The sequence below is a fragment of the Xenorhabdus bovienii SS-2004 genome, assembly GCF_000027225.1.
Classification (GTDB): Bacteria; Pseudomonadota; Gammaproteobacteria; order Enterobacterales; family Enterobacteriaceae; genus Xenorhabdus; species Xenorhabdus bovienii_C.
Genome location: NC_013892.1, coordinates 270,566 through 283,495, shown reverse-complemented (window position 1 = coordinate 283,495; position 12,930 = coordinate 270,566). Strand labels below are relative to the sequence as shown.

Genomic DNA, 12,930 nt, shown 5'->3' with positions numbered 1-12,930 from the left:
GGTTACCAACGGCAGGCATCGCGTAAGGGTTTCGCGGCCTGCTCCAGCTGAGAAATATTAAAGGTTATCGGGCTGCCAGTGCGAGCCGTGATGGTCATCTGATCGCTGTTCATTAAGCGCTTGATTTCCTCAATGCCCGGCAAGCCGCGGCTGGATTCCCATAAGTAACCGTGTTCCCGCAGGAACCACTCGGTTTTGAATTGGGTTTTGTCCGTAGTCACAGTGACCGTACCGGATCCCATCGGTTTAGGCAGCGCCACCTGCAAACGGGTGATGCGGTCAATGCAACTCAGCATCAGGACCGGACGAGGAGGCGGAACCCCCACCGCCGGTGTGGTCAGGATCACGGGTGCCTCACCATTTTCTCCCTGCGTCACAATGAAGCCAGTAGAGTAATCGGTGCGTTTCATTTCCTGCTCCATCGCCTGTCGCCACACAAGCCCCATGTTTTCCATCGGGATTTGCAGGGCGTTAAATTTCAGGTTATTTACCGTACGGTCATAGCACGCCAGCCGGACAAGTGGAGACGGTTCAAAACGGCATTTTTGCATTTCGTCCGTGTATTCTTCTTTGGGTGCGACCACTTCCTTTGGCTCAACCAGATTCGCCAGTTTGGGATCACCCGTCAATGACGCGAGCAATGAGCTGATAATTAATACAATATTCATAATCTACACCCGTATTTAGCCAGTTTGTAAACCAACGTGCGCGTGGCAATCCCCAGACTTTGGGCAATCAGTCGGGTGTCATTGCCATACTGACGCTGACGTTGAACCAACACGGCGCTTTCAAATTCTTCGATGGCCTTTGGCAGATTATCGATGTGGCTGTAATCCACAGAAATACGGCTCACTCCTGCGGGTTTCGATCCACTCAGGGAGGCAAGCAGTTCATCCAGTTGTTTTTCTTTCTGTTGCTGAACCTGAAATACCTGACGGATTTGACGTAACTGCCCACGCAGTTGCTCGAGTTCCTGCAACTTTTTCAGGCGGTGCTGCATGACATGGCAATAGAGGCCGAACATGTTTTCATTATTGATAAAATGGCTGACATGTTCGGCAAAAATGGCAATCACACCGCAGGCCTGTCCGTTACAGTCAAACAGGGGAATGGCATACAACCCGCAGTTATGCGGCAGTTCCGCAACAAACGTGCGGAAATGCACGTCGTCAATACGCGCGCCGTGATTCAGGGAATCCCATACCGTCGGGGTTCCCTTGCGCAGAACCTGTATCAGCGGGTTATTGACGTCATCAATATCTACATTCAGCCGGCGTGAGCTGGCTTGGTGGAGTTCCGGCAGGTTGTAGCATTCCAGCCTGTTTTCATTGGTGTTAAGCAAGAAAACTAACAGGGCATCAAAACGCGAGCTCTGGCTTACCAGCAGAAAATGGTCAACCAGTTGTTCTATAGTGTCATCATCTAATAACGCTAACGCGCTTTTCAGCCGCTGTTTCATTATTCTGCCTCCTCAACCTCAGCATGGAACTCATGTTCTGCTACGGTTAAGCGAATGGCACTGATTGCGGTGCCTGCGGCCATTTTCTGCAACAGCAGTAATGAAACAGGCGGTAATAGTGCACCATCAATGATGGATTCCAGCATACGGGCGCCGTTTTCCGCACGGGTGGCACGTTGCAGGATCTCTTCCGATACGTCATCGCTGATCGTGACTTCGGCGTTAAAGCGCTGAGACAGCAGGCTATCCAGTCGAGCCAGCTTGCTCTGAATGATGGTTTTCAGCGTTTCGTGACCCAAAGGCAGGTAAGGGATCACTTCCATACGCGCCAGCAATGCGGGTTTGAAAAACGCGGCCAGTTCAGGGTAGAGCAGGTCGTTAAGTTGATCTGGCTGCTCGGCATGATCAACGATAGTTTGATAACCAAGGTTAGAAGTCAGGAAGAACACGACATTTTTACAGTCGATGATACGCCCTTCGCCATCGGCCAGTTCGCCTTTGTCGAAGGCCTGATAGAACAGGTTCAGTACATCAGGATGCGCTTTTTCGACTTCATCCAGCAGCACAACGGAGTACGGTTTCTGGCGAATGGCTTCGGTCAGTACACCACCTTCCCCATAACCTACGTAGCCCGGGGGAGAGCCAATCAGGCGGGAAACGGTATGTTTCTCCTGAAACTCAGACATGTTGATGGTGGTGAGGTATTGGCGCCCCCCAAACATCAGTTCAGCAATTTGCAGCACGGTTTCGGTTTTACCAACACCACTTGGCCCCACCAGCAGGAATGCGCCCAGAGGACGTCCCGGACGACGCAAATCTGCACGAGCGGTCAGCAGGTGTTTATGCAGGTTCTGGATCGCAACATCCTGCCCTTTGATGCTTTGTCCCAGATGGGTAGGCAGTTCGGTCACGATAGACAGTTCGCTCTGTGACAGGCGGTTCAATGGAACGCCCGTCCACTCAGCGATAACCGAGGCAATCTGCGTTTTGTCTACATGGGGAGAAACCAGCGTTTGCTTCTGCTGTAACTCTGTCAGTTGTGCGTTGAGCAGAGCCAGTTTTTCGATCAGGGATTGCTCATCAGCGGCGGCTTCTGGCTCGTCTTGCGCAATAGCTTCCTGCTCTTTCGCGTCTTGAGCCGTCTCTTCAACCGCATTTTCGATGGTTTTATCCGTCGTTTCTGCTGCAACTGACTCGTCGCTATCCGCCAGGAGTTGGCCGCGCAATTCGATGATCTGTGTCACCAACTCTTGCTGTTGCCGCCAGTTTTTTTCCAGCGTGACGAGTTCTTCTTGGATCTCTACCTGCTGGTTTTGCAGTTCTTCCAGTCTGTCCGCATGTTCATTCAGCCCCATCCGCTGTTCTCTTTTCAGAACATCGATTTCCATTTGCATCTGGTGCAATTCAGTCGTCAGTGAGGAGATCTGACGTGGTGGCGATGTCAGGTTAATGGCGACACGGGCACAGGCGGTATCCAGTACGTCAATCGCTTTGTCCGGCAGTTGGCGGCCAGAGAGATAACGGTCACTCAGTACCGCAGAGGCTTTCAGTGCTTCATCATCGATCAGAACACCATGCGCCTGTTCGTAAATGGCGCGCAAACCACGCATGATCACAGTGGCTTCTTCCGCGCTTGGCTCAGAGACTTTCACTAATTGGAAGCGACGAGACAGTGCTGCGTCCTTTTCGAAGTATTTTTTGTACTCGCTCCATGTAGTCGCTGCGATGGTTTTCAGTTCACCACGTGCCAATGCAGGTTTCAGCAGATTGGAAATATCCAGTCCGCCAGCCTGGTTACCGGCACCAATCAGGGTGTGCGCTTCATCGATAAACAGGATGATCGGCTTAGATGATTGACTAATTTCAGCCATGATGCCTTTGAAGCGTTTTTCAAACTCACCTTTAACCGCAGCCCCTGCCTGCAATGCCCCCAGATCCAGTGTCATCAGTTCACTGTGGCGCAATTTATCCGGTACGCGGTCATTGATGATGCGCAGCGCCAGACCTTCAATCAGGGCACTTTTACCCACCCCCGCTTCACCCACGACGATCGGGTTGTTTTTGCGGCGACGGCAGAGAATGTCGATCATCAGATCGATTTCGTTATCACGGCACAGCACAGGATCAAGTTTGCCCTGACGCGCCTGTTCAGTCATATTCTGGGTAAAACGCGCCAGCAGGCTGTCGCTGTTTGCCGGATGGACGCCCTGCCCATTTTTATCGTCGCCGCTGAAAGGCTGTTCGGCAGAGCCATTCGTCCATTCAGTAAAGTTCTGACGCAGCAATTCACGGTTGATACCCGCCAGCATGCGCGCGGGCTGTGGAGTCAGATAACGCATTGGACTGAACAGCAGAGCAATCAGCATGACGCCACCGCGTAATTCAGTATGCTGCATCTCCGTAGAAGCCAGCAGCCAGCTATCCTGTAACCATTCCACCAGCATCGGTGAGAAGTTCGGGTAGGTTTGTACAATCGCCTGATGATGAGGCATCATCTGATCGAGTTGTTCTTTCAGCAGATCTTTATCGATGTCTGCCTTATTGAGGATCAGGCGCACATCACTGAGTGGTGTGTCGATCATCTGAAACAACAGTTGTGCAACAGTAATTTCAGGCTGCTGTTGGCTGACACAGGATGCCGCCGCCGCTTCCAGTGCATGGCGGGTCATCGGGTTTAAACGGTTTACAAGAGTGGGCAGATCAATCTGAATCATGACGACTTCCTATCTCAATAAGTTACTTAGCTGCTTTAATATGTCTTGGGTCTGATCACCGAGGCGGATGGCATAGAAACTGTAAATGGCAGCCAGTAAACCTACACTTATCCAAAACAGGTGCTTGATGGTCCAACGTCTGCTCAGACGATAACGCTCATCACGCTCGTTGATATCGACATATAGCGTGGTCGGCGGAGCTTCTCCACGCAGTGAGTGAAGCTGTTGCTGCAAGCGACGGAACAGGCGATCAAAGTCATCGCTTTTCTGGGTGCTGACTTTGTAACGTCCGCGATAACCCAGACAGAGGCAGAGATAAATGAACTCCAGCAGGTGCTGGTAGCGCTGGGTCTCCCCCATCAGGCGTTCGAGCAATACAAAAACTTTTTCGCCTCCCCAGGTTTCATTATGGAAGTGAACCAGCAACGATTGCTTCAACCAGCCATTCTGACTGTTCCAGCCGTGCCCCAACGCGGTTTCATCAATGAAGGTGCATAGTACGTAACGGAATGAAACAATCGCGCCGGGTTCATAACCCTTGGTTTGCAGAAACTGCTCAATGGCTCGAATGTCAGTAACAACCTGTTGGTAAAGCTTATCTGGCAGTGCCTGATCACTCATATCCTGCAAACGCAGAACCATTCCCAGTAAGGGAGTGGCCGCATCGATCATCGGGTTGAGGCTTTCACCACGCAACGGTAGCTGATACTGGCGCTGAAACGTTTTCAGCGTCTCAGACTTTTCCAGTGACGGACTGCCAACATTGATATCACTCATGATTATTCCTTACCGCCCCTGATAGCCCAGAGCTGCATATCTAAGTCAGGGAAATCCCCTGATACGTGGAATGCGATGGAATTCCCCTGCTGGATCTCTTTCCATGCCGGACTCTTCTGATCCAGACGGAAGTAGGTGTATCCAGAGTGATACGGCAGCTGACGCGGAGCCGCGGATAATGCAATCAGTGGCACACCCGGTAACTGAACGCTGACCAGATCGCGGATTTTCTCCATCGAGGTGACTTTGGTTTGCTGCACGAACTGACGACGTAATTGCTCCTGCGGCGTACTTGCACTGATAGCCAGTACAAATTCGGCTTTACGCAGCAGATCGTTGTCGTGGAGCGTTGCCACGCGGATACCACCTTCGTTCTGTTTCAGGACAATTGACGTTGCACGCGGTGTCAGAACAACGTTCAGTGCATCACGAATGGCATGCATCGCGTCCTGGAAAGTATCCGTCAGATTATTGTGGTCATACGCCAGCACATTCCCCGGTAAGCGACTCGCATCGGTGAAGGTTCTCAGCTCACCGCAGGTCTGGAGCAGTTGGGTATATAAATGCAGCGGGTGCAGGACAGTCTGTTTTGCGTAATGGTTGAACAGAGGTTGCACGCGGTTCAACAATTGAAGCATCATGAACTCCGCAACATCCGCAACGCCCTGCTGACCCGGTGAGCCAATGCGTTTGGCCAGTGTTCTTGAGCGTTCAGTCAGCAGGCCGTCGATTTCCACCATAAAACGTCTTAACTTGTCAGCGACAAAGATAGACAGACAGGTCGGAATAAATTCGCTATCCAGAACGATAGTGCCATCCTTCTGTTTTTCTTTGATACGGCACAGCGGGATCGCCGTGTAAGCACTCATATCTTCGGAGCCTTGCATCAGAACCGGCGTCAATTGCGCAAGGTTCAGGGCAAAGGAATCGCCACCCTTGGTATGCAGGTCACGGACATCGCTCGGCAGTTCCCGATAACGTACCGCGCTTTGCATTTCCGCTTCCTTGTCAGCAATTTCCCGAATGGTATCGCTGGACATTGGTAATGCCAGATAGATGTCTTTGCTTTTCAGGTCATTGACGCTTTCGATGTCCAGCGGTTTTGGCAGCAGATCTTGGCTGGGTGCAGAGAATATCGTGCCATCCTGCATGATGCCGCTGGCTTCGGTAATGCCGATGCGCCCTAAATTGAGCAGATCCTGATTGATGCTTAAGGAGCTGAAACCGTGACCATAAGCGGCCAACACCGATACGAGGCTATGAGCCAGATAATCATTATGTTTTTGTTGTTGTTGAAAATGTTGTGGCTTGATGAACAATCCTTCGTGCCAAATCACCCGATTTTTGCCTGGCATGACTACTCCTCCTCTTTTCTAAGTTCGACGTCGTTATTTCTGACATGCACCAAGATGTTGTAATGGCGGCCGATGTCTTTTACTCGGATGATCTTTTTCCATTCAGATTGATTTGCATCTGCATAGTGAACGATGACACCGATGTAACGGTTATTCTTTTCCAATATCAGCGTTGACAGGGGCTTGTATTGCCCCGGTAATAGTGTGTAATCCTGATGATCGATATAATTTTTCCCCAGTGCTTTTTCGAGTTTGTCGCTTTCAAGCTGGTCATAATCAGCAGCCAAAAAACGAGAATCTTCACTGAGATAAACCAGATTCATTTCAACAGGAGCCGCTTCACCACTTTCATTGGGGTTGATATTCGGTTCGGCCAATAACGTAATGTTGGCAACAGAAGCCTGTTCATCCGGTTTTCCTACTGGTGTGGAAGGATCCCAGATCACTTGACCGACTTTCTTTGTCGCGTTCCATGCACCGCTACAGCCATTCAGCAACATCGCTGACAACAATAAAATCCCTACAGCCCATACACGATGACTAGCGGAACGTTTCATTGCTGGAGTCCTCTAAGCCCTGACGCAGTGCGCGGTCATAAGCCTGCTCATACACCTCACGGAATAGCTTTTCGAACCCCTGCTGGCGGCTGGAAGCTAATTCACGGTAATAGTTGGTGTACATTTCCCACGCCCAGGCCGCATCTTTATTTCTGACTTCGTTGCTGCGGCGGTAATGTGAGAAGCGACGGAGCAATTGATCAGGGGAGAAAGCTTCCAGCATGGTGTCCAATGCTGCCGAAATGGCTTCCCGATTGGCCTGATAATGCAATTGCAGGTTATGCAGACTTTCCGAGACGGCCGCAGGTGCAGACAAGTGAACCGGGCTTTTCTGATCCGAGAACATCACCTGCATGGTGGTGTCATAATCCATATTCAGGCGCAGAGGGTTATCTTCGATGGGGCGTAGTTGTTTATCACGCAGTCCATGCTGTTCACGCTGGAGAGCCAATAACCCTTCAATGGCGGCTTTCATGGTTTTGCCCATCTCTTGCAGAAAATCATTAGCCTGCTGGCTGTCATGCAGAGGTAACTGTGCATCCAGCCCACGCATGAGAGGGGTAATGGCAACATGATCAACATCCATATCTGCGTACTGCCGCTCGGAAGTGATACCCGGTAAATCAAGGAACTCCTGATCCATAACACTGCCTCGGTTATCAGAAATAGGGTTAGCAAATGGGGGTGATTGGAAATGATCCGGCGGCAAAAGCTGCTCAGTATCATCAGCTTCAACCTGCTGCTTCAGCGTGGTCAGGCTTTCGCTATCGAGTACCCTGAGCGGGTCATCGCTGAAACTATGCTGGATCGTTGGAGCAATACTGTTATCGTCGGCAAACACGGCTTTTTGTACTACTGCGCCTTCCATCATGGCATCCAGCGGGTTGCTGTAACTCGATACCAAGGATTCAGGTGATACCGTCGAAGGATCAACACGATCTGCATCAGAAAAACTGATGTGGATCTTAATAGACAGATTACCCGCCTTAATCTGATCTCCCTGCTGCAAACGGATCAGACTTGACTGAGGCGTTAATGCGGCATTGTTGATCTGCACAGGTTCTGCGAGTACTTGCAGGCAGAATGCACCATCCCGCCACTGCACGGAGAATTGTGATGGATGAATATTTCCCTGCTGATCCTGAACAGACCACAGGTGACTTTCACTGCTACCGACCGTACCGCCCTGTGCCGAAAACAGGCAACTGGCGGATCTGCCACTTTCCAGTTGCTCACTGTTGAGAACCCGCAATGAAAGCGTTGGTTGTTGTTTTTCCATAGTCGTTATTCCATAACTGAAATTGTGACAAAAGGTTTCTTTTCCGGTTCGCCGAGAAAACTAGTCCACCCCAGATGGTTATTCTGCTGCGCCCCCAATACCATGCCGCTGACCTGATTTTCTGCCAGACCAAGACGCAATTCCCATGCAAATTGACTGCGCATGACGAAAGAAATAAACATCACCAATGGGGCATAATTCTTTCCATCCGGCAGGAAAGACAGGAACCGATCACGAGTCAGATTATTGATGCTGAGAAGGAACTTCCCGCTGTAATCGCCGACCCATGAACCAATGGTGAAATTCTGCCCCAGCATGGACAGTTTAGAGTCACCGATTACCTGTCCTTTCCTTTCGCTTCCCAAGCGGTTCTGCTGATCAAGGGGAATAGTGACCTTTCTGAATTGCCAGCCGTGCAGGGTGACATCCTGTAAATCAAAACAGTGGGAAACCAAACTGCATATCACTTCCGGCGAGCGGCCGGGGCTTGCCAGCAGCCCTGCATAGGCCAGCATTTTGCTGTGATTAATGTTCAGCATCCGGCGGTTGACATCGCTCCCCAGACCCACAAGGGAAAACATGCGCTGAGAAAAATGATCTTCTCCCCCCTTCTTAAAGCAGACGTAATAGCGGTATTTCCGCCAGATCTGATGCAGAAGCGTGATTAAGCGATGGTTAAACAGGTTGAGAAAATCCGTCAGTCGGTTTTCGTTCTGCGCTTCTTCCCAAGCCAGCGAATCGAGATAGTAACCTGGCATCGGGGACTGACTGCCGTGTAGCCCCATAAAGGAGACTTCCAGCTCAAAATAACCCCGTCTGGTCTGCGAGAGTGAGATCACGTCACGAGTCGGAAATGCCAGACTGGCACTGGCTCTGAAACGAACAGACTCACGATCAGGACGATCGGTCTCTCCCGTTTTTTCCCACGCTACCGCCAGCTGATTGAGCAGCTCAACCAACTGATAAAAGTTGTACTGTGAAATGTCCAATGCCAAGGGTGTGGCAGGATCTTGCTCAGTGATTACATCAATGAGTGTTGACCTATCTGTACCGGCCATTCATAACACTCCTGATTATCTAAATTGATTACCTTCAACATATGAAAAGCGTTGACGCTGGCATACAGTGAGAAAAACCGTGACAAAATCGTACTGAACAGATAAAGCTCGCCTTCTGAGCTGAATGCCTGTTGCCGGATATATAGCGTGGAGCGCAAGCCGCGAACGGGCTGCCCACGAAACAGGCGATCTGTCGGCTCTGTCTCGATCTTTTCAATGGCATCAAGCCGTTTCTGCGATGACCGTTTGGACTGTCGGTTATGGATACTCGGGAAATCATAGGTACGCAGTACCTGCTTCAGCGCGTCCTTATCCAGCAATGACATATAGTTCAGCGACATGTTTGACAGTAGCGACCAGTGCAGACCGCCATCCAGAAGAGGATAGAGTGGCACTGACGGGCGCGTGATATTGCGGAATGTCGCAAATGTCGGGCTGCCGATGGATGGGTAATTAATGTCGCCAACACGCAGCTGCAACGGCAATTCACGGTTAGTACATGTCAAACTGATAGAAACATTTTCTTTTAGTTTGAGTCTGAGCAGATCCGATTCATCTCCCCGTACAAATGAGATGAAATGTTCCAGCCCCCGACGGAAAGGCGATTCTTTCACCCGAAGGCGGTAATAACGCATTGAGCGTTCATCTTCGTCATCAATCTGGTGATTGAAACTTTCGAACGGTGTATAGACACGCTCGCCGATACGTGCCCGACTGCGTTCACCATTTTCACCCGCCAACCAGCTTTCAACGCCATCGACGGAAAAAATATCGTAGTTATCGGGGAGGCTATAACTGGCCTTCAATGGATATTCAGCCTGGCTGCCATTGAGTTCAATAGCTTCACTGTCCATCGGAAACAGGTTGATGGCTGGTGTACAGTGCAGACGGAAAGTATCATGCCGAATCTTGGCTTCTGGTGGTAATGCCTGAGAAAAATGTAAATTCAGTTTGAAATCTTTGGTCTTAAGATCTTCAGGTAATGTTGGGAAACCCTTCACATCAAAAAACAGGAAGCTCTCCGCAAAACAGAAATATTCCTGCAAAATGCGATATCCCATGTAAGCGTTTTTGGGGTACGGCAACAGGGCATCTTCCCGTTCAAACCCTACCGGCACAAAATCAAAATCCGGTAGTGGGATTACCTTATCGCCAACCACCAGTTCTGCTTTTCTGAAGTAATAACAGAGCCAGAAGTAGAGCTGAGAAGTGGTATAGTCATCACCGCTCAGGTAAAAACGCAGTTTGTCCAGTTCCAGTTCATGCAGGCTCAGTTCAGTTTTCGACGCAAAATTCAGGCCGATGATGCCTTGCTCATTACTGTTATTGACAGAAATGTCTTGGATGGAGAGAGGGAAAAGCCAGACATCACGACACAGCGTAAAAGTACAGCGGCCTTGTTCGTCTCTTTTACCACCCGATTTTTCGTTCGAATAAATATCATCATGAGTTGACAGCGTGTTACTCATAATCTGCGTGCCACGCTTGACCGGTGTCGCTTTCGTCACGACGCTCTCATCGGGTGTGTACTCGATGATAGTCATACTGGGCGTCGGACGCAGGTAATTAGGCCAAAGCATATTGAGCAGGCCATGAGTCAGTTCGGGGAATTGATCATCAATCTTTGCCCGTAGATTGCCAGTCAGGAATGCAAAACCTTCAAGCAAACGCTCAACGTCGGGGTCAGAACCTTGTTCAGACAGAAATGCGGCAAGATGAGGACGCTCAACTGCGGCTTCTTTCCCCAGTTGTCGCAGATAATTCAACTCATCTCTGAAATATTTTTCAAATGACATTTATTGAGTTCGCTCCAGGCAATAGCGCCGGTTGTTATCCAACTGAATGCTGAATTCCACAATATCGTTGATATCATCCAACAAGATTTCAGCGCTGATGTGAAAGCTCAACAGCAACGGATCTGAATCATCGTTGATGGCGCTGACGGAAACCGCTGATATTCTGGGTTCATAATTTCTGATGCACTCTTCTATCGCCCACTCGATGCTTTGCTTAAAATCCACCGATGTTGCCGTCGCGTCATTGAGATCAATAACACCCAGATCAATAGCACTCTGACAGGCACCAGGACGAGAATTCAGCACTTCCTTCAGATGCTTCTTTATAGAATCAAGCAGTGAACGCATCCTTGACTGACGGGAAGAGCCGGAGCCCTTCCCTTGAATGCGCTCGAACAGACTGGCAGAGCTGCCCCTGTTCCAACTGTACAGCGCAGCCATAATTATTCCTTATCCAAACGTCCAACCAGTGACAGTTCGAAACTTGCACCCATATATTTAAAGTGTGGGCGAACTTGCATAGCCACCTGATACCAACCTGGATCACCTTCAACATCCAGTACCTTGATTTCAGCTGCACGCAGCGGACGACGGCTACGAACATCAGTTGGCGGGTTTTCCTGATCAGCAATGTACTGTTTCAGCCACATATTCAGTTCACGCTCCAGATCCTGACGCTCTTTCCAAGAGCCGATCTGTTCGCGCTGCAATACTTTGATGTAGTGAGCCAGACGGTTGATGATGAACATGTATGGAAGCTGCGTACCCAACTTGTAGTTGGTTTCCGCAATCTTACCTTCACGGGTATTCGGGAAAACTTTTGGCTTCTGAACTGAGTTTGCAGAGAAGAATGCGGCGTTATCGCTGCCTTTACGCATGGTCAGCGTAATAAAGCCTTCTTCTGCCAGTTCAAATTCACGACGGTCAGTGATCAGAACCTCAGTTGGGATTTTAGCCTGCACCTGACCCATTGCCTCATACAGATGCACAGGCAAATCGCTCACCGTACCGCCGCTCTGTGGACCGATGATGTTTGGACACCAGCGATATTTAGCAAAGCTGTCCGTCAGACAACTCGCCATCAGATAAGCCGTGTTACCCCACAGGAAATGCTCGTGGTCACGACTGACATTTTCCTGATAGTTGAAGTTTTTGATTGGATTTTCAACGCTGGAATAAGGCAGACGCAACAGGAAACGGGGTGCTGTCAGACCCAGATAGCGAGAATCTTCAGATTCGCGCAGTGCACGCCATTTAGTATGTGAAGGGCCTTCGAAGACAGACTTCAAATCTTTGATGGCTGGCAGGTCGGTAAAACTGTTAACACCAAAGAACTCAGGTGAAACGGAAGAAAGGAATGGTGAGTGAGCCATTGCACCGACAGCACTGACGTATTGCATCAGTTTGATGTCAGGTGAGGAATTGGTGAATGCATAGTTACCGATGACGGCAGCAACAGGTTCACCACCGAACTGACCGTAGCCTGTAGAGTAGACGTGTTTGTAGAAACCAGACTGAATGATTTCAGGCGAAAACTCAAAGTCTTCCAGCATTTCATCTTTAGTAGCATGAATGATGTTGATTTTGATGTTTTCACGGAAATCAGTGCGATCCACCAGAATTTTCAGTGAACGCCATGAGGATTCCAGCTCCTGAAACGGCTTCGCGTGCATGATTTCATCCATCTGCTCACTCAGCTTTTTATCAAGCTCAACGATCATTTTATCAACGACGAGTTTGTTGATCGGTTCTTCGTTAGCGCCTGTGTCCAGAATACTGCTGATAAACGCAGCGATACCTTGTTTTGCGATATAGTAGCCGTCATTTTCTGGTGTGATTCTTGCCTGAGACATAATTTCATCAAGCAGGGAGGTCGTTGCGCCAGAAGCAAGAGCGGTGCTGTTTTCTTCGTGCTGAGCCATTTAAAAATTCCTT

Annotated in this window: 11 protein-coding genes; all 11 read right to left on the bottom strand. The window is 49.7% G+C overall.

Annotation, left to right across the window (positions count from 1 at the left end):
- Window positions 1-2: 2 nt before the first annotated feature.
- From vasI to tssC, 11 genes are read right to left on the bottom strand one after another with little or no spacing between them, the layout of a single operon-like run.
- Window positions 3-668 carry a type VI secretion system-associated protein VasI gene (vasI, locus tag XBJ1_RS01205; protein WP_012986887.1) on the bottom strand — a complete coding sequence of 222 codons (666 nt, stop codon included), beginning with the start codon at window positions 666-668 and terminating at the stop codon, window positions 3-5.
- Entirely contained in the window at window positions 665-1,459 is a 795-nt protein-coding gene (locus tag XBJ1_RS01200) for a Fis family transcriptional regulator (RefSeq protein ID WP_012986886.1), read from the bottom strand. The genes vasI and XBJ1_RS01200 overlap by 4 nt, the downstream gene beginning before the upstream one ends.
- On the bottom strand, window positions 1,459-4,173 hold the full coding sequence (gene tssH / locus XBJ1_RS01195; RefSeq protein ID WP_012986885.1) for a type VI secretion system ATPase TssH: 2,715 nt from the start codon (window positions 4,171-4,173) through the stop codon (window positions 1,459-1,461). Before tssH ends, XBJ1_RS01200 begins: the two co-directional genes overlap by 1 nt.
- Window positions 4,174-4,182: 9 nt before the next feature.
- Window positions 4,183-4,950: a type IVB secretion system protein IcmH/DotU gene (gene icmH / locus XBJ1_RS01190; protein WP_012986884.1), complete on the bottom strand. Its 768-nt coding sequence runs from the start codon at window positions 4,948-4,950 to the stop codon at window positions 4,183-4,185.
- Window positions 4,951-4,952: 2 nt separating this feature from the next.
- Window positions 4,953-6,305, bottom strand: a complete 1,353-nt coding sequence (gene tssK, locus XBJ1_RS01185; protein ID WP_012986883.1) for a type VI secretion system baseplate subunit TssK — start codon at window positions 6,303-6,305, stop codon at window positions 4,953-4,955.
- 2 nt (window positions 6,306-6,307) lie between these two features.
- Window positions 6,308-6,862, bottom strand: a complete 555-nt coding sequence (gene tssJ, locus XBJ1_RS01180; RefSeq protein ID WP_012986882.1) for a type VI secretion system lipoprotein TssJ — start codon at window positions 6,860-6,862, stop codon at window positions 6,308-6,310.
- The gene (gene tagH, locus XBJ1_RS01175) at window positions 6,846-8,141 is read right to left on the bottom strand and encodes a type VI secretion system-associated FHA domain protein TagH (RefSeq protein WP_012986881.1); all 1,296 of its coding nucleotides are present in this window, start codon (window positions 8,139-8,141) and stop codon (window positions 6,846-6,848) included. Before tagH ends, tssJ begins: the two co-directional genes overlap by 17 nt.
- A gap of 5 nt (window positions 8,142-8,146) precedes the next feature.
- Entirely contained in the window at window positions 8,147-9,199 is a 1,053-nt protein-coding gene (gene tssG / locus XBJ1_RS01170; RefSeq protein ID WP_012986880.1) for a type VI secretion system baseplate subunit TssG, read from the bottom strand.
- On the bottom strand, window positions 9,163-10,995 hold the full coding sequence (gene tssF / locus XBJ1_RS01165) for a type VI secretion system baseplate subunit TssF (RefSeq protein ID WP_012986879.1): 1,833 nt from the start codon (window positions 10,993-10,995) through the stop codon (window positions 9,163-9,165). The genes tssG and tssF overlap by 37 nt, the downstream gene beginning before the upstream one ends.
- A complete protein-coding gene (gene tssE, locus XBJ1_RS01160) occupies window positions 10,996-11,436 on the bottom strand; it encodes a type VI secretion system baseplate subunit TssE (RefSeq protein ID WP_012986878.1) in 441 nt (146 codons plus the stop codon).
- Window positions 11,437-11,438: 2 nt separating this feature from the next.
- Window positions 11,439-12,917: a type VI secretion system contractile sheath large subunit gene (gene tssC, locus XBJ1_RS01155; protein ID WP_012986877.1), complete on the bottom strand. Its 1,479-nt coding sequence runs from the start codon at window positions 12,915-12,917 to the stop codon at window positions 11,439-11,441.
- Window positions 12,918-12,930: the final 13 nt, after the last annotated feature.